The 18508-nt window shown below is 42.8% G+C and carries 17 protein-coding genes, 1 pseudogene and 1 riboswitch; of the genes and pseudogenes, 2 read left to right on the top strand and 16 right to left on the bottom strand.

Annotation, left to right across the window (positions count from 1 at the left end; genetic code table 11):
- Positions 1-44 precede the first annotated feature (44 nt).
- Positions 45-1016 (bottom strand): lipoyl synthase, encoded by a 972-nt coding sequence (gene lipA / locus LLY41_RS03995; RefSeq protein WP_286137226.1) that lies wholly within the window; start codon positions 1014-1016, stop codon positions 45-47.
- Positions 1017-1278: 262 nt separating this feature from the next.
- On the opposite strand from lipA, the gene LLY41_RS03990 reads away from it, so the two are divergent.
- A complete protein-coding gene (locus LLY41_RS03990) occupies positions 1279-2271 on the top strand; it encodes a M23 family metallopeptidase (RefSeq protein WP_095243588.1) in 993 nt (330 codons plus the stop codon).
- Between the two features lie 38 nt (positions 2272-2309).
- On the opposite strand, the gene LLY41_RS03985 is transcribed toward LLY41_RS03990, so the two are convergent.
- On the bottom strand, positions 2310-2417 hold the full coding sequence (locus tag LLY41_RS03985) for a methionine/alanine import family NSS transporter small subunit (RefSeq protein ID WP_076258797.1): 108 nt from the start codon (positions 2415-2417) through the stop codon (positions 2310-2312).
- Positions 2417-3934: a sodium-dependent transporter gene (locus LLY41_RS03980; protein WP_095243587.1), complete on the bottom strand. Its 1518-nt coding sequence runs from the start codon at positions 3932-3934 to the stop codon at positions 2417-2419. Before LLY41_RS03980 ends, LLY41_RS03985 begins: the two co-directional genes overlap by 1 nt.
- 461 nt (positions 3935-4395) lie before the next feature.
- On the opposite strand from LLY41_RS03980, the gene LLY41_RS03975 reads away from it, so the two are divergent.
- Complete coding sequence (locus tag LLY41_RS03975; protein WP_304587010.1) at positions 4396-5262, top strand: YsnF/AvaK domain-containing protein; 867 nt, start codon at positions 4396-4398, stop codon at positions 5260-5262.
- Between the two features lie 95 nt (positions 5263-5357).
- Here LLY41_RS03975 and LLY41_RS03970 read toward each other — a convergent pair whose 3' ends face one another.
- The 13 genes and pseudogenes from LLY41_RS03970 to LLY41_RS03910 all read right to left on the bottom strand — a co-directional run bounded on the left by LLY41_RS03970 (position 5358) and on the right by LLY41_RS03910 (position 18508).
- Positions 5358-6935: a Na+/H+ antiporter NhaC family protein gene (locus tag LLY41_RS03970; protein WP_304587009.1), complete on the bottom strand. Its 1578-nt coding sequence runs from the start codon at positions 6933-6935 to the stop codon at positions 5358-5360.
- A gap of 251 nt (positions 6936-7186) precedes the next feature.
- Positions 7187-7392, bottom strand: a riboswitch (Lysine riboswitch).
- 65 nt (positions 7393-7457) lie between these two features.
- Positions 7458-8204: a sporulation protein YunB gene (gene yunB / locus LLY41_RS03965; RefSeq protein ID WP_048011994.1), complete on the bottom strand. Its 747-nt coding sequence runs from the start codon at positions 8202-8204 to the stop codon at positions 7458-7460.
- A 130-nt stretch (positions 8205-8334) separates the two neighbouring features.
- Positions 8335-9429: an HD-GYP domain-containing protein gene (locus tag LLY41_RS03960; protein ID WP_304587008.1), complete on the bottom strand. Its 1095-nt coding sequence runs from the start codon at positions 9427-9429 to the stop codon at positions 8335-8337.
- A gap of 222 nt (positions 9430-9651) precedes the next feature.
- Positions 9652-9954 (bottom strand): YunC family protein, encoded by a 303-nt coding sequence (locus LLY41_RS03955; protein ID WP_035329361.1) that lies wholly within the window; start codon positions 9952-9954, stop codon positions 9652-9654.
- A gap of 117 nt (positions 9955-10071) precedes the next feature.
- Positions 10072-10915: pseudogene (locus LLY41_RS03950) on the bottom strand (DUF72 domain-containing protein).
- 187 nt (positions 10916-11102) lie between these two features.
- Positions 11103-12500, bottom strand: coding sequence for a Fe-S cluster assembly protein SufB (gene sufB / locus LLY41_RS03945; RefSeq protein WP_095243571.1), 1398 nt, complete (start codon positions 12498-12500; stop codon positions 11103-11105).
- A 106-nt stretch (positions 12501-12606) separates the two neighbouring features.
- Complete coding sequence (sufU, locus tag LLY41_RS03940; protein WP_095243570.1) at positions 12607-13056, bottom strand: Fe-S cluster assembly sulfur transfer protein SufU; 450 nt, start codon at positions 13054-13056, stop codon at positions 12607-12609.
- Positions 13046-14275: a cysteine desulfurase gene (locus LLY41_RS03935; RefSeq protein ID WP_304587007.1), complete on the bottom strand. Its 1230-nt coding sequence runs from the start codon at positions 14273-14275 to the stop codon at positions 13046-13048. The genes sufU and LLY41_RS03935 overlap by 11 nt, the downstream gene beginning before the upstream one ends.
- The gene (sufD, locus tag LLY41_RS03930; RefSeq protein WP_304587006.1) at positions 14275-15585 is read right to left on the bottom strand and encodes a Fe-S cluster assembly protein SufD; all 1311 of its coding nucleotides are present in this window, start codon (positions 15583-15585) and stop codon (positions 14275-14277) included. Before sufD ends, LLY41_RS03935 begins: the two co-directional genes overlap by 1 nt.
- A gap of 17 nt (positions 15586-15602) precedes the next feature.
- Positions 15603-16388, bottom strand: coding sequence for a Fe-S cluster assembly ATPase SufC (gene sufC, locus LLY41_RS03925; RefSeq protein WP_035329355.1), 786 nt, complete (start codon positions 16386-16388; stop codon positions 15603-15605).
- 333 nt (positions 16389-16721) lie between these two features.
- Positions 16722-16874, bottom strand: a complete 153-nt coding sequence (locus LLY41_RS03920; protein WP_169799774.1) for a YuzK family famiily protein — start codon at positions 16872-16874, stop codon at positions 16722-16724.
- Positions 16875-17167: 293 nt separating this feature from the next.
- Positions 17168-17539, bottom strand: a complete 372-nt coding sequence (locus LLY41_RS03915; RefSeq protein ID WP_048008467.1) for a carboxymuconolactone decarboxylase family protein — start codon at positions 17537-17539, stop codon at positions 17168-17170.
- A gap of 123 nt (positions 17540-17662) precedes the next feature.
- Complete coding sequence (locus LLY41_RS03910; RefSeq protein WP_304587005.1) at positions 17663-18508, bottom strand: MetQ/NlpA family ABC transporter substrate-binding protein; 846 nt, start codon at positions 18506-18508, stop codon at positions 17663-17665.

The following is an 18508-nucleotide window of genomic DNA, read 5'->3' as shown; positions in this document are numbered from 1 at the left end:
TTTGCAAAAAGAGAGTCCAGCGATGGCGCTGGACTCTTATTACTTTAAGCTTGCTGAATTTCCTTTTCTCCCATAATCTGCTTTTGTTTAGCTGCCGCATTTACCTGCTCATCAGCATGGTAGGAAGAGCGGACAAGAGGACCTGCTTCACAATGGCTGAACCCTTTGCTCATTGCAATGTCCCTCAGCTCCTGGAATTCTTCAGGTGAATAATACTTCAGCACTTTAATATGTTTCTTGGATGGCTGCAGGTACTGCCCTATTGTCATAATGTCAACATCATGAGCACGCAGATCATCCATTACTGCAATGATTTCCTCTTTCGTTTCGCCAAGCCCGATCATCAGGCTGGATTTTGTAGGGATATCCGGCTGCATTTCTTTTGCACGCTTTAAAAATTCAAGAGAGCGCTTATATTTTGCACGCGCTCTTACTCTTGGAGTCAGGCGCTCAACAGTTTCGATATTGTGATTAAGTATATCAGGACGGGCATCCATAAGAGTTTTCAGGTTTTCATAAACACCGCCCATGTCGGAAGGTAATACTTCGATCGTAGTGAACGGGCTTTTTCTTCTGATGGCACGGACTGTTTCTGCGAAAACAGCTGCACCTCCGTCCTTAAGATCATCTCTTGCTACAGCTGTTACAACAGCATGCTTTAAATTCATAAGAGCCACGGAATCAGCAACGCGTTCCGGCTCCTGTAGATCTAACTCAGTCGGCAGCCCCGTTTTGACAGCACAGAAACGGCAGGCACGCGTACACACATCACCAAGAATCATAAACGTAGCCGTTCTTCTTACTGCCCAGCATTCATGGATATTGGGACACTTAGCTTCTTCACATACAGTGTGCAGGTTCTTTTCCCTCATCATTTTTTTTAGGCCAGTATAATTTTCATTTGTGTTCAACTTTATTTTCAGCCATTCCGGCTTGCGCAAATACTCTTCTTTCTTGCTCATTTTTCCACTCCTTAAACTGAAGCTAGACGTAAAGAAAAGCGCAAGCGCCCTTATCCGCCACTCCTGAAACATCGAGGGGGTTACACTGCTTGAGCTAGACCGTTTTTCTGGCTTCAAAATTTATACTTTTCTGCCCATTAAAAAAGCCAGTCATACAATTCCGACTAAGCTGATTAGGCTTCACCTGATGCCACTTTATCATAATGAATTGAAGAGGACAAGCCGAAGATTCTGGTATTACCATTAATTGATATTTATTAAATTATCCATTCATCACAAACTATATAAGCAGACCATTACAGAAGGGAGGATTTCCGTGCGGATTATATTTACCGCTGCTGCAGCCTTATCGTTTTTTCTGATTTCCTTATGTACAGTCAGTGCCGAAGAAAATGCAGCTGATATATATAAACAAAGAATGTCCTTATATAAAAGAGTTGAAGCTGTTACGAATATTCCGTGGTATTATCTTGCGGGAATTGATCAGTATGAAAGGAATGTCCGGCAGTCCAGAAGGGATATTCCCAAGGCTGAAGGCATTACAGGAATCTATTTTAAGCCTGAAGAATGGGCGGGGATTTTGAATCCGGATCCCGCTGATGAAAACCCAACATCCATTCAATTTTTCAATGGTATAGGATTTGACGGGGACGGGGACGGTAAAGCCAGCTTGAAAAGTGATGAAGATGTTCTTCATTCCTTTGCAAATTTCCTTCTCTCTTATGGTACAGACCATGATAATTTAAAAATTGGATTGTGGAATTATTATAAGCGCGATAAAGCCGTTGGCATTATTATCGGCAAAGCCCAAATTTACAAGCAGTTCGGCCGTCTTGATCTTGATGATCACTCCTTCCCTGTCCCCTTGAGGAGCAATTACAGCTATAGAAATACCTGGGGGGACGCCAGGGGCTGGGGCGGCAGACGGATTCATGAAGGAACCGATATTTTTGCTGATTACGGGGTACCTGTCCGGGCTACCTCCTATGGAATAGTGGAAATGAAGGGCTGGAACAAATATGGAGGATGGAGAATTGGCATCCGTGACATTAATAACAATTACCATTATTTCGCCCACTTAAGCGGGTTTGCCAAGGAGCTCAGAGTCGGCCAAATCGTTGAACCCGGCATGATGATAGGCGGAGTAGGAAGCTCGGGATATGGGCCTCCAGGTACATCGGGAAAATTCCCGCCACATCTCCATTATGGCATCTACAAAGACAACGGCTATACTGAATGGTCCTACGACCCCTATCCACACTTAAGATTATGGGAAAGACAAGATAGGATAAAAGCCAGAAGAAAATAAATAAAGGACTGCCCATTAGCCAGGCAGTCCTTCATAAGTTATTTAGCTTTTTTTGCTTTGGACACAGCATTTATGATACTTGCTGCAAGGCCGCCCCAGATAATGAGCATCCCAACCACCATCATTGTAATTGCACTTCCAGACATTATTGAGATACCTCCTTATCAGCTGGTATTCTAAGCTTAGACTGTGTATCATTCTTTTTAATAGCCATAAACACAAATCCTAAGATAATGGCTCCTATTGCTACTCCCCAGCCGGAATAAAGAAGGAAGCTGGTAGGGTACCCTTCATAATTCTCTTTAATATTTGTAATAATGTTTTGAATCATCATATAGCCAAGCACGATTGGTGTAATAGCTGTCAAGCATATCTTCCACCAGGAACCCAGTCTAATATCAGATACAGCATCTGCATGATTCTGAAGATTCTTGAGCTCTTTAAGCACCCATCCTACAATAACTACCTGTACCAGTCCTGCTAGCGCAACACCAAATTGGTTGATGAAGTAGTCCGCTGCATCCAGGAAGTATAGACCGCCCTGAGTCGCAAAGAGGATGGAAATAACAGCAGATAAACCACCGCCTACAAGAACAGCTTTGTTACGTGAAACATTAAACTTATCCTGTACTCCGGCAACAAACGTTTCAACAATTGAGATTAACGATGTTAAACCGGCCAGAGTTAAACAGATAAAGAAGAAAGAACCGAATAAGCCATTTAAAGCAGGGAATTCGTTAATGATCTGCGGGAATACAACGAATGCCAATCCTACACCTGATGATACAACCTCATTAATGCCTACACCCTGCTGTGCAGCCATGAATCCAAGTGCAGCAAAAACACCGATACCAGCAAGAAGTTCAAAACCGGAGTTTGCAAAGCCGGTAATGAAAGCACTGTTTGTCAAATCCGTTTTCTTTGGAAGGTAGCTTGAGTAGGTTACCATGATGGCAAATCCAATTGATAAGCTAAAGAAGATCTGGCCGTAGGCCGCTACCCAGACTTTAGGGTCCGCTATCATTTCCCAGTTTGGCTTAAAGAAAGCATCCAAACCAGCAATAGCTCCATCAAGAGTCAATGCGCGAACAACGATAATTAAGAATAAAACTACAAGAACTGGAATAAAGATTTTGTTCGCGATTTCGATACCTTTTTTAATTCCCTTGAACAGGATTCCAAGTGTCACAGCCCAGACAATAACTAACGGTATGAAGACTCCCGGTACAATTCCGCCTACATCTCCTGGTGTTTCTGCAAGCTTTAAATATTCTCCAAATAGGAATCCGTTTGGATCGTCTCCCCATTTAAGATTAAACGAGAAGCCTGCGAATGACATTGCCCATGCGATGATAACTGCATAATATGTTGAAATGACAAATGAAATGGCGACCTGCCACCAGCCCAGCCATTCGTATTTTTTACTTAATCTTGCGTAAGACAATGGTGCTGATCCGCGGTACTTATGGCCAATTGTAAATTCCATAATCAAAAGCGGTATACCTGCTGTCAGCAAGGCAAACAAATATGGAAAAAAGAATGCTCCCCCTCCATTTTCATAAGCAACTGCCGGGAAACGCCATATGTTTCCTAGACCAATTGCAGAACCCACAGCTGCCATAATAAACCCAGCTCTGGATCCCCACTGCGGACGATTATCCATAGTAAATCCTACCCCCTGTAGATATCCCCAATTAAAAAGAACAATGGGAACTTTTTATATTTTCAGATAATTAAATCTAACTAAGCCTAGTATAGCTAGTTTTTGATATTCTGTCAAAACATTATTTTCCTAATAGTAATATTTTTCGAAATAATTAGTTTTAGCACAATACCAGAGTAAAGCGTCTAAGAAAATTAATATATTCCTATTTTAATTTCCATTTGGATTCCACCCGTTCAGGAGTTATCTTAACAAAACTGACCAAGTTATTCCTGTCCTCACCTCCTTTGTAAAATTTATTCCTTAAACTTAAAAACTTTCGCATTTTATTCAGATAATTCTAAATACACAACCATGGATGCCAAAATTAACCTCGTTTGGTCTCGGTGGCCTCGGGAATATAACCAATGTGCTTAAAAATTTCCAAATATAGAATGAAAATCATAAGGAGGTTTTTACAAATGGATACCAATATTATCGGAGTTTATAATTCACAAAGGGAAGCGGTAAATGCCGTTCAAGAACTGCAAAATGAGGGATACCCTGTTCAGGAGCTTTCGATCATTGCGCAGTCAGAACATCTGGATACATCTCTTGAAGATAAAACCGGTGTTCATACAGAAACCTTCGAGACTAAGAATAGAGACAGCAGTGAAAGTGCAGGCTTCTTAAACAGTCTGGCATCCTGGTTTGATGATGACCGCATGAGCAGCAACTCTGCAGGTGAAAAGTTCAGAGAACTGGGCATGTCAGATGATGATGCCCGCAAGTATGAAACGTATGTGAACGAGGGGAAAATCATTTTATACAGTGAAAGAATTGATACTTCAACTGGCTTTGCCAATGCAGGAACTGCTGAAGCCAAAGAGCACAGCACTTACACCGGCGGATATGATGAGCTAAGAAGTTCAGCAGCAGATGATGAGCAATCATTAAAACTGCGGGAAGAACAGCTCGACGTGTCGAAGGAACGTGTACAAGCCGGAGAAGTTGAAATCCAAAAGGACGTAGTAGAAGAACAAAAAACAATAAATGTACCTGTCGAGCATGAAGAAGTATATGTAGAAAGAAGAAAAGTGGATGATCCGGATGGCGCCGGCGTCTCACCAATATCGGACGATGAAACAATCAGGATTCCTATTACAGAAGAGCGTGTGGAAGTCTCCAAAAAGCCCGTGGTCACCGAAGAGATTGTCGTAGGCAAACGGGAAGTTCAGGAAACACAGCAGGTCAAGGAAAATCTCAAGAAAGAAGAAGTGCATTTTGAGGGTGGGCATGAACACATTACAGAAGATGAAGACTTAAATAGAAAAAATAATAACCTATAAAATAAAAGGGTTCCCTCCAGGGGAACCTTTTATTTTATGTTGGACAGCATCAAAAAAAGGCCTTCTCTCAAAGAGAAAGCCTTTTTCTAAAGTTTTTAACTTGCCCTGTTTTCCTGCCAGGCTTCTTTTTTACCGCGGCCAAGGAAAGCAAATGCCGCTACAAGAACAGCCACTGTAAGTAATGCGATAACAGTGCTGCCAATAAATCCGATGACCAGATAACCCACAGCAGCGATTCCCGCTGAAATCAAGGCATATGGAAGCTGAGTCATTACATGGTCCATATGGTTACAGCCTGCCCCTGTTGAGGAAAGAATCGTTGTATCTGAAATCGGTGAGCAATGGTCGCCGAATACGGCGCCGGCAAGGACAGCAGACATAGCCGGCAATAAAAGAGAAATATCTGTTGCAGCGGCAATGTCTCCAGCAATCGGAAGCAGGATGCCGAAAGATCCCCATGAAGTTCCGGTGCTGAATGCCATAATTCCCGCTATGACGAAAAGTAAAAACGGAAGCCATGATGTGCTCATATTTGAGCTTTCCACAAGACCGGCTAAATACTTTCCAGTTTCCAGACGGCCGATTAAATCAACAATCGCCCAGGCAAACAGCAAGATATAAACAGCTGGAAGCATGGATTTAATGCCTTCCCATACTCCTTTCCCAAAAACATTCGGGTTAACGCCCTTCAAGGAGAACGCCTGACGGAAGAATAAACCTAACGAAACCAATAGACCCACGAGGCCACCAAGGATTAGGGATTTAGAGACATCCGTGTTCTCAAATATTTGTAATACAGTCGCATTTCCTTCAACCGCCTGTAAACCCGTCCAAAACATTGAGCCCACTGTACCAATGACAAGAGCAATGATTGGCCAGACAAGATCGCCGACAGATCCTTTTGAACTTGTTGGAAGGTCGTCCTTCAATTCACCAGGTGCAGGCTTCTCTGGATCCATTACAAGCCCCTCTTCAACTGCCCGCTTCTCATGTACTTTCATTGGCCCAATCTCTATGCCTCTTAACGCCACGATAAATACAATAGCAAGAGTAGCCCATACATAAAGGTTCATGGGAATCATTTGAATAAATGCCGAGAAAGCTGAATACTCGGTAACATTATGTGCAGCAAGGATTGTCCCGATCAGCGCAATAATGTATGCTCCCCAGCTGGAAACCGGTGAAACCACACAAACAGGTGCTGAAGTCGAATCAATCAGGTACGCCAGCTTTGCACGGGATACGCGCTGGCGGTCTGTAATGGGACGTGAAATCTGACCGACTGCCAGAGCATTGAAATAGTCGTCAATGAAAATGATAATACCTAAAACAGCTCCGACAATCTGTGCGCCTGCACGGGTTTTGACCCGCTTCATCGCCCATTCTCCAAAAGCGCGGCTTCCGCCTGAGATAGATATAAATGCAGTAATAACTCCTAATACAAGCAAGAATAGAATAATATATACATTCCAGGTGTTCAGCTCTCCGTCTGAAACAAAAATTCCCTTTACAGCATCCCAAATGATGCTGAAAGTTTCTGTGATGCTGAATTCAGCCAGCAATAGCGCGGCTGTAACTATCCCCACTCCCAGTGACAGCAATACGCGCCTGGTCAGGATAACCATAGCGATTGCTACCAAAGGCGGCAGCAGGGAGAAAATCGTGTTAGTCATTTCTTGTCCTCCTCTGAAATTTGAATGGTGTCCAGCTACAGGCGCCATCGGCTCTCGGGTCTAAGCCAATCCGACAAGAAGGTTAAAGAACAACCTTCATGCCGGCTCGTCTTATGCTTGTCGCCGATAAGCGGGCGCCTTCCGCTTTTCGTAGGGGGAACAACAAGGATGATGACAAAAACCAAATAAAAAAAGAGTAACGATAGAGAAAAATCTATCATTACTCTTTTGAAGTAATTAGTTTCTCCATCACGATCTGTAGCTCCCCATTATGAAGGCTTTCAAAAAGTATATTCATACTTTCCCCCATAATGACAGTGTTACTCCTTTTCGAAGTAACCCCAGCAAAAATAGTTCTGACTCACTAATCATGCTTCGGCAACATTCCCTTTCGGCTGCGGTCGTCGTTGTCATCCTCACACAGCGTACTTTTGAATCCTGCACCTCTACCCCATCGGATATGATAAGGTTTTTATGAAATTATAGTAGAATTTTATCAAAATACTAAGCTATTAGCAAGCGTTATTGGCCGGCCGGTATTTCGATTGATGGCGAGGTGCCCCCTCCGCCATTGTAAAATTGCGGGACCTTTCCCGGGTAAATGCCATAAGCTGCCAGCACATCCTCCTGTACTGTGATAATTTTAGTGGCAAAAGGAATGATAATTTGAACCTGTACGTCCAGGCGGACCAGAACCTTCACTTCCACATTATTTATGCCGTGGTCCTTTGTTTCAGTTATAAAATTGGAGGTAACAGAACCGACTGCATTAAACTTCACCGGTATTCGGGGACCCAAGTTACCGAGGAGGGCATTATTGGTTGCCTGGCCAAGCGGCACATAATAGACAATTCCATTTGAGTGCTGCATTTCCTCCGTATTGATTTCCACGTCTGTAAAGGACTCCAACGCATCCAAATCGCCCTTTTCCGCTTTTTTAATATTATCCTGAACCAGTTCGGTTACTTCCGCTTTGACTCTGTTCAGCTTTTCCACGTTTATGCTGACAACACCGCTCTCGCTCGCTTCAAACATATCTTCCAGATCCATCACATTGGTAATTTTTTTATTAATCGCATTGTTTATCACCAATGATGCGATTTTCCTTGTCTGTGAATCGGCATAGCTCATGAGTGTCGGTTTAAGCCCTTCGTTGATAATCCAGAGGCCGGCAGCTGTTGAGATAACGAAAAATACAAAGGTCAAAAGAAATACATAACGAAATGGAAGAGGTCCTTTCCGGGGCAGCCGGCCGCGAAATTTTGCCAAAACAAATCCCCCCTTTACAAGCTATATGTATGCTGTAAAGGGGGGAACTAGGCTCAAAAATCCAAAATAGTTTATCGCAGTCTTACGGGCAGTAAGACTCCACTTTAATAATCAGCGGGGGATAGAAACTTTATTGCTGTACTAAAGTCGTATCGCAGCCTGTAATAACAGCATTCAATTCAAGCCCTAAATCTGCTTCATAGGGCTCCACATACCTGCCCTTTTCTTCAAGTATCCGAATGACAGGCCTGTCGCTGAGACCCGCGTTCTGCCGGCACACAACACCTTTTCTTCCATCATTCAGCTCGACCGTAACACCAACTGGATACACGGCTACTGCTTTTCGGAAAACTTCAATGACTTTCTTATCAAATAATTTCCCGGCCCCTGCATACAGAACTTCCAACCCTTCGTGAGGGAGCATGGCCTGCCTGTAAATGCGGTTGGATGTTACTGCATCAAATACATCCGCAATCGCAATTATTTTGCCGAAATCATGAATCTCGCTCCCCTGGAGGCCGCGCGGATAGCCTGAACCATTTAATCTCTCATGATGCTGAAAGGCACAATGCGCAACAAGGAGAGGAATCGTCTCTACTTTTCTTAATATATTAAATCCATCTTCCGGATGCTTCTTAATTGATTCAAATTCTTCTGCTGTCAATTTACCCGGTTTCAAAAGAATATCTGCAGGCACCTTCATCTTTCCTACATCATGAAGAATAGCACCAAGCCCCAGAATTTCCAGTTCCTTTGGCAGGAGCTGACGCTTCATTCCGATTGCCAGTGAATAAAGAGTCACATTCAGGGAGTGTGTGAAAATATAGTGATCATATGTATAAACATCTGACAGAATCGTAAGAAGCTCTTTATTTCCCCTTATTTCACTGATCAGCTGACGTATCAGCCCTGAGAGACGCTTTGAGGCATTCTCAATTACCAGTGAGGCGGACAACTCTTTATTTGCTTCTACTTCCTTCAGAACGGTTTCTATGGTTTTAATAGCCTGCTTGCGCATTTTAGGAGTCAGAGGGTCCCTATATTGGATATCCTCAGTGCGCAAATCTTTGATATACACATAGGTAATACCCATTTCCTGCAGTTTATGTATTAATTTATCAGCCAGCTCCACACCTTCATGCAAAAGGACCTGACCCTTGTCATTATATATAGCTTTGGCCAAAACACTGCCAGTCTCAATTGTATTGGTTGCTGCTAATCTCATATGTATCTCCCATATCCTTTTTTCGGTGCTACTTTATATTTCGGGAATTATTTGGTTTTATTTACATTATACGACAAAATTCCCGGTTTGAGAGTGACTTTATAATATATTTCCGGATAGAAAGATTTATCTGCGGATAAACTGGTTTTACTTGTGAATGAGGAAATTAAGTGCTGAGCTGTATCATGAATTAAAAAAAGACAGCCCTATCCAGGCATGCCTTTAGATCATTTTGAGAAGTGCTTCTTTTCCGATCGTTCCTTTAACAATTCCCAGCTCCTCGGCCTCATAAGTGACAGATTCAAGCGGGGCATTTAACAGCTGATCTATCGTTTTTACACCGACAGCCCTGCCGGCAATTACTTTGCGGTCCTTAAGCTTCTCATTCAGCAAAGCTACATCCAGGGCTCCGCACATGATATACCCTTTATCATTTGTTACCACCAGCAGATTGGTCTTCGGCAGCTGCACAGAAACACTCAAAAAAGTGTGGCCATCTATATCAATCGGCTTCAAATCAATCATACCTGCACCCACTCCTTTCCTTTTCCCTTACACAATATGTGCGGACATGGAAAAGGGTGAACGGTGACAGGCACCTATACCAGTTGGCTGAAGTGGTATAGGTGCCTGTCACCCGGTTTAAAATAAATCTAGCTGTCTGGGAGCGAGCTGCTGATATTCGATATCGAGCATTTTGATCATTTGTTTAGCATTGTCTGCCGCGTCACCGCCGGAGTTGTTGTTGAAGACGACGAATACATTTTTACATTTTTTCTCGAGCGTTTTTAGATGTTCTGCCCATTCTGCCAGTTCTTTTTCATTATAGCGGTACAGATAGCGGACCTCCCGCCAGTTGTCCGCATTCTTTTCTGCCAGCCGTGAAAGTTTCGGCCGTGAAACCGAACAAGAACCTTATCAGGACTGGTTGTTTCCAGGACCATTGGAATAGAACCCTCACCGGCTTGAGGTTCGTCACAGATGCTGTGAATCCAGTCTTCCTCTTTCATAAAGCTTAGCGTGCTTTCCCTAAACTCCGGCCGAAACCATGATTGATGCCTGAACTCCAGGGCACAGGGGATCTCCCCATCTGCTCCCTGCACCAGCGAAGGTAATCGACATTGGCCTTTTGGCAGTCAAACCATGGCGGAAATTGAAACAGCACCATAGCCAGTTTGCCGGATTCGATATAAGGCTCCAATGAATCTTTAAACGCTTCAAACATCTCTTCCTTGCTTTCAAATGGGATTTCGCCTCTCTGGTGCCCCGTCATGCCCTGATAGGCTTTTACAATGAATTGAAACCCATCTGGCGTGTCTTTTACCCATCTCGCGGAGTTGCGTTTTGGCTGCACAGCATAAAATGCAGAGTCCACCTCAACGGTCGGGAAATGGCCGGCGTACTCCTTTAATTTATCTCTTGGCGAAATGGCGCCTGTATAAAGGCTGTCATGATCGCCCCAGCCTGTTACGCCTATGATAATCATTGAAACCCCTCCGTTTGGCCTGAGTATTATATAAGCCGTAATTCATCAAAACCAATTTGCTTTTATCAAAATGGTATATCATTACTTTAGCAATTTAATGATCAATTTTTCAAAAATTACTATAGCCTATTCCCTATTTAAAAACCCGCTTACCATGGCAGGTAAACGGGTTATAATAAATTATCTATTAACCGATGGAACCTTCCATTTCAAACTTGATCAGACGGTTCATTTCTACTGCGTATTCCATTGGAAGTTCTTTCGTAAATGGCTCGATGAAGCCCATTACGATCATTTCTGTTGCTTCTTCCTCTGAAACTCCACGGCTCATAAGGTAGAATAGCTGTTCTTCTGATACTTTTGAAACCTTTGCTTCATGCTCCAGAGAGATGTTGTCATTCAGGATTTCATTGTAAGGAATTGTATCTGAAGTTGACTGGTTATCCATGATTAGCGTATCGCATTCGATATTGGCACGTGCACCTTCCGCTTTACGGCCGAAGTGAACGATTCCGCGGTATGTTACTTTACCGCCCTGCTTGGAAATCGATTTCGATACAATTGTTGAAGAAGTGTTTGGTGCAAGGTGAATCATTTTCGCACCTGCATCCTGATGCTGCCCTTTACCAGCTATTGCAATGGAAAGGGTCATGCCGCGTGCGCCTTCTCCTTTAAGAATAACTGCCGGATATTTCATTGTCAGTTTTGAACCGATGTTTCCGTCAATCCATTCCATTGTTGCGTTTGATTCACAAACCGCACGCTTCGTAACCAGGTTAAATACGTTGTTTGCCCAGTTCTGAATGGTAGTATAACGGCAATATGCGTCTTTTTTGATGATGATTTCAACAACCGCACTATGAAGTGAGTTGGTTGTGTAAACAGGTGCAGTACAGCCCTCTACATAGTGTACATGTGCGCCTTCATCTACAATGATTAATGTACGCTCAAATTGCCCCATATTCTCAGAGTTAATGCGGAAATATGCCTGCAATGGCGTATCAACCTTAACCCCTTTAGGGACATAGATGAACGATCCGCCAGACCAAACGGCTGAGTTTAATGCAGAAAACTTGTTGTCTGTCGGAGGGATAACCTTTGCCCAGTGCTCACGGAAAAGATCTTCATTTTCGCGAAGAGCGGAATCTGTATCCTTGAATACGATTCCTTTTGCTTCAAGGTCTTCCTGCATATTATGGTAAACAACCTCTGATTCATACTGTGCAGAAACACCTGCAAGATACTTCTGTTCTGCTTCCGGAATACCTAATTTATCAAACGTCTGTTTGATTTCTTCAGGTACCTCATCCCAGGAACGCTCAGTCTTTTCAGAAGGCTTTACATAATAGGTAATTTCATCAAAGTTTAATGACGCTAAATCTCCGCCCCATTGCGGCATAGGCATCTTATAGAAATGGTCCAGTGATTTTAAACGGAAGTCAAGCATCCACTGTGGCTCTTCCTTCAATTTTGAAATCTCTTCTACAATTTCTTTTGTCAAACCGCGTTTTGATCGGAAAATGGAAACGTCTTTATCGGCAAAACCATACTTATAATCGCCGATCTCAGGCATTTTTTTTGCCATCGTCGTATTCCTCCATTCATATAGGAAAGGGTTCACACCCTATCAATTCATATTTTTTTAGCACACAAGGCAGACGAAAAAGTTTTTAATCAAACGTTTGATTGATTTATTCCTGTTCTTCTTTCTCCGTGCCAACGCCTTTTTCCATTGCTTTCCATGCCAAAGTGGCGCATTTGATTCGGGCAGGAAATTGGGAAACTCCCTGAAGAGCTTCGATATCGCCAAGATCCAGTTCATCTTCATCATATTCTTTTCCCAGCATCATGTCTGAGAAAACCTTGGAAAGCTTTAAGGCTTCTTCAATATTTTTACCCTTGATGGCTTGGGTCATCATGGAAGCTGAGGACATGGAGATGGAACATCCTTCGCCTTCAAATTTCGCATCAGCCACTTTGCCGTCCTCAAGCTTCAGCGTCAATTGAATACGGTCCCCGCAAGTAGGGTTATTCATATTGATCGTCAGGCTGTCATCTTCAAGTACCCCTTTGTTACGAGGGTTTTTATAATGATCCATTATAACCTGGCGGTAAAGGGTATCTAAATTTTTAGAAGACATCGCTGAAATACTCCTTTGTTTTGACAAGCCCTGAAACAAGCTTATCAATATCTTCTTCCGTATTGTACAGATAGAAGCTTGCACGTGCAGTTGCCGATACCTTAAGCCACTTCATCAGCGGCTGTGCACAATGATGGCCGGCGCGGACTGCAATTCCTTCTGCATCCAATACAGTAGCCACATCATGTGGATGAACATCATCTATATTAAACGTAACGAGACCTGCGCGTTTCGAGGCTTCTTTCGGCCCATATATGGTCATTCCGTCTATAGCAGACATTTTTTCCATAGCATAAGCGGCCAGCTTGTGCTCGTATGCCTCGATTTCGTCCAGGCCAATCTGCTCAAGGAAATCAATTGCAGCACCAAGTCCAATGGCACCTGCAATAATTGGTGTACCTCCTTCGAATTTCCACGGAAGCTCCTTCCATGTCGATTCATAGAGGCCGACAAAGTCGATCATTTCGCCACCAAATTCAACCGGCTCCATTTTTTCAAGGAGCTTTTTCTTTCCGTACAGAACACCAATGCCGGTAGGGCCGCACATCTTATGGCCGGAAAAAGCAAGAAAATCACAATCCAGATCCTGAACATCAATTTTCATATGTGGAGCGCTTTGAGCACCATCCACTACCATGATTGCCCCATTTTCATGAGCGACTTTTGCAATTTCCTTAATCGGATTCATAACACCCAGTACATTCGATACCTGCATGATCGATACAATCTTCGTATCAGCCGTCACAGTTGTCCTGACATCCTCAAGAGAGATAGTTCCGTCTTCCTGCAGGGGAAGGTACTTTAATGTGGCACCCGTCTGTTTCGCAACCTGCTGCCAAGGAATGATATTGCTGTGGTGCTCCATATAGGAGATCACAATTTCATCGCCTTCTGACAGGTTAGCGCGTCCGTAGCTTGCTGCAACTGTATTGATGGAAGTTGTTGTTCCTCTTGTAAAAATAACTTCCTCAGTAGACTTTGCATTAATGAATTTACGCACCTTTTCCCTGGCGCCTTCATAGCCATCGGTTGCTCTTGTGCCCAGCGTATGGACGCCTCTATGAACATTCGAATTATATTCCCGGTAGTATTTATCAATTGCCTCAATTACCGGAACAGGCTTTTGGGAAGTAGCGGCACTGTCCAGATAAACAAGAGGATTTCCATTGACTTCCTGATCCAGGATGGGAAACATTTGCCGAATCTCACGGGCATTCATTATTTTACTTTCCTTTCAATAACGGCAGTCAGCTGCTTTTTAACGCCTTCGATTGGAAGAGCATTAACAACAGGCGCCAGGAAGCCGTGAATAACAAGGCGTTCAGCCTCTTTTTGGGAAACACCGCGGCTCATTAGATAATATAGCTGCAATGGATCCACACGGCCAACTGAAGCTGCGTGTCCTGCTGTTACATCATCTTCATCGATTAATAAAATCGGGTTGGCATCCCCGCGCGCTTTTTCGCTTAGCATCAGTACGCGTGACTCCTGCTCGGCATTTGACTTGGAAGCCCCATGCTCGATTTTGCCGATTCCATTAAAGATGGATGAAGCAGAGTCTTTCATAACCCCATGCTTTAAAATGTAGCCTTCGGAATTCTTTCCGAAATGAACTACTTTCGTTGTAAAGTTTTGAGTCTGTTCTCCGCGTCCTACAACAACTGTCTTAGTATCGCCGAAAGAACCGTCTCCAACAAGGTTAGTTGTATTGTCTGAAACTGTATTGCCATCGTTCATTAATCCAAGAGCCCATTCAATGCGGGCATCACGGCCTGCAACCCCGCGGCGGTTCACATAAGCTGTAGTTCCTTTAGCAAGTGTGTCAACCGCACCATACTGCACTCGTGCATTGGCACCTGCAATGACCTCTGTAACAATATTGAAGATGCCGTTCGCTTCCTCAACTACAGAAAGATAGTTTTCCACGTAAGTAACTGAGCTGTTATCATCAGCAACAACCAATACATGGTTGAACAGGTTTGCCTCTTTATCATCATGGATATATACAGCCTGAATCGGCGCTGAAATTTCCACATTTTTCGGAACGTACAAGAACGCTCCGCCGTTTAAAAGAGCCGCATGCAAAGATGTTAAACGGTGTTCGTCCGTTTTGACGCCATCCTTCATAAAATATTTCTGAAGGAGCTCACTGTGTTCTCTTGCCGCTGTAAAGATGTCTGTGAAAATAACACCTTTTTCCTGCAGTTCTTTAGATACAGTCAAATGCGTTGGTCTATTATTGCGCTGAATATATAAATTCTGATCTCCAGCTTCTGTATCAATCAGATTTCTTACATCCTCAGGAAGGTCGTTTAGAGACGCAAAGTCTTCGCTTCCGACAATATGCTTTTCGAACTGTGTGAAGTTCCATTTATCAATTTTAGTTTTATCAGGCTTTGGCATTGGCAGGCTTTCCGCGTCTGCAAGCGCATTTAGACGGAGTTCTGTCAGCCATGCCGGCTCGCCCATATCTTTTGAAAAGGAACTAACATATTCCTTATCAAATGGTAGTTTTATTTCCGTTGTCATAGTGATCCCCCTAACGCTTACGCTTCTTGCCCAACTGTTTCGTCTTCAATGCCCAATTCTTTCTTAATCCAGTCATATCCTTCAGCTTCTAAGCGCTGTGCAAGCTCCGGTCCGCCTGATTTTACAACGCGGCCCTGCATCATCACGTGAACATGGTCAGGTGTGATGTAGTTAAGAAGGCGCTGGTAGTGGGTGATAATTAAGCATCCGAACTCTTCTCCGCGCATTTCGTTGATTCCTTTTGAAACAACTTTCAATGCATCGATATCCAAACCGGAATCGATTTCATCCAGGATAGCCATTTTAGGTTCAAGCATCATTAATTGAAGAATTTCATTGCGCTTCTTTTCTCCGCCTGAGAAACCTTCATTAAGATAACGCTGAGCCATGTCAAGGTCCATTTCTAGGAATTCCATCTTGCTGTCCATTTTGCGGATGAATTTCATAAGAGAAATTTCATTTCCTTCTTCAAGGCGGCTGTTAATTGCAGAACGTAAAAAATCGGCATTTGTTACGCCGCTGATTTCACTTGGATATTGCATTGCAAGGAACAGGCCGGCACGTGCGCGCTCGTCAACTTCCATTTCAAGAACATCTTTACCATCTAAGGTGATGCTTCCCTGTGTTACTTCATATTTTGGATGGCCCATGATAGCAGAAGATAAAGTAGATTTACCTGTACCGTTTGGCCCCATGATGGCGTGAATTTCTCCGCCTTTAATCTCAAGGTTTACACCTTTTAGTATTTCTTTTCCCTCAATAGCAACATGAAGGTCTTTAATTGTAAGTACTGATCCTGCCATAATATATACCTCCGTCAATAAAAGAAGATTTGTAAATCGGTTTCATCCGCAAATCTCTATTCTCATTTTATTCTCATTACAATCTTATAACAAATCAAATATCATAGCAACTCTTTGAGACCATTAACAAACTTTTCAAACGAAAATGTTTAGAAAGCCTGTAGATATAGATTTTATCATATATATTCTTTGTCATCAAAGAGTGAAATTACCGGAAACCAGCATGTCCTGTCTATTTTTTCCCGGTACTGCATTTTCATGTATTGCAAAAAGAAAACCAGTGCATCATTGGCACTGGTTACTATTTACTTCATTATTATATATACCTAAAACTTAGGAATGAATTTTTCTTTCAAGATCTGCAACTAAGCGCTGGCTTTGAAGATAATCTTCTTCACGTCTTTTTTCAACTTCCATTCGAATATCATGTTTCCGGCTGTACACTTCATATCCAACTCCATGGGCAGCTTGCATAGCTTTTTCCATTTCACTCGTGTAGTTCAGCTGTAACTGACTGATAATGAATCAATCCTTTCGGTTTTTATGCTTTTCAGCATTTGTTTTACATCTAAAATCTTAACACTCACACTATACCCTGCACAAAGCGGAAAAAACCTGATTTTATTAGCAAAATAAGGAATGAGATCCGGTGAAACGCTTTCATACTTCCTATCCTTAGAATACTGGCCGAATGCTCTGGATTAATGGTTGTTTGTATAAATTTTCTGAAAAATTACCATTCCAAGAGAAAACTCCTGCTATCAAGCAGGAGAAAATTTTCAGTGATTTTGCTGATTCAATTCGGTCATGGCCTCCTGGACGAGCGTAACCGCCTGGCTCATGGCCGCTCCGCCACCAAAAGCTGCTGTTACTCCTACTGCCTCAAGAATCTCTTCTTCAGACGCCCCTTGATCAATGCAGCCTTTCGTGTGGTAAATAATACAGTATTCATCCTGAGAATATAAACTGATTCCGAGCGCGATCAGCTGCTTCTCTTTTTGGGATAAAACTCCTTCTTTAAAGCAGGCTTCTGTAAAAGCATTATAATGCTTTGCCAAATCCGGCATTTTTTCAGTAAAAACACCTAATCCGACTTTATAATCATGCAGGGCTTCTTCTATTGAGTTTGAAGGTTCATGATAATGTTCCATCGATCTCCACTCCATTTCAAATAGTATCTAGGTTAGTATGTTTGATTGCTTTTCAATCTATACGGGAAGCGGGGCTGTTGATCCACAAAAAAAACAGGCGCTGTGAACGCCTGCATTTCTTCTTTACTCAGATACCGGCACAACGGCACCTTCATATTTCTCAAGAATGAAATCCTGGATTTCCTTTGAACGAAGCACTTCAACAAGAGCTTTAATTCCTTCTTTTTCTTCATCACCTGTGCGTACTGCAATTACATTTACATATGGTGAATCTTTATCTTCGATGGCAATTGAATCTTTAAGAGGATTTAATCCTGCATCGATTGCATAGTTGGAGTTAATCAGGACTGCATCTCCTTCTCCATTATTGTAGATTTGAGGAAGAAGTGATGCTTCATATTCAGTATCAAACTTTAATTTTTTCGGATTTTCTTTGATATCCTCCATTGTTGCTTCGGTTTTTTCTACATCTTCATTTAAAGTGATAAGTCCCTCAGCTTCAAGCATGGAAAGGATGCGGCCATGGTCTGCGACTGAGTTGCTCATAATGATTGTTGCACCCTTAGGAAGTTCCTCAAGGTTCTTGTACTTTTTGGAATACACACCGATTGGTTCAATATGAATTCCGCCTGCATTCGTAAATTCATATCCATGCTCAGCCTTTTGTGACTCAAGATAAGGAATGTGCTGGAAGTAGTTAGCATCAAGCTCTTTAGATTCTAGAGCCTGGTTTGGCAATACATAATCCTGGAATGGTACAACATCAAGTTCAAAGCCTTTTTCTTCAAGTAATGGCTTTGCTTCGTCAAGAATTTCAGCGTGAGGGACATTGGAAGCCCCCACTGTAATCTTTTTGCTTTCTTTACTATCTCCGCCTTCACCGGCATTGCCGCCCTCTTCTGAAGTGCCGCAAGCTGCAAGCACAAGTGCAACTGCCAGCGCAAGAGCAAGTGATAACCATTTTTTCAT

It is taken from the genome of Cytobacillus firmus (assembly GCF_023612095.1).
In the GTDB taxonomy this organism is placed as follows: domain Bacteria; phylum Bacillota; class Bacilli; order Bacillales; family Cytobacillaceae; genus Cytobacillus.
Note: the sequence above shows the minus strand (reverse complement) of the source record. Positions and strands in the feature narration are given on the sequence as shown.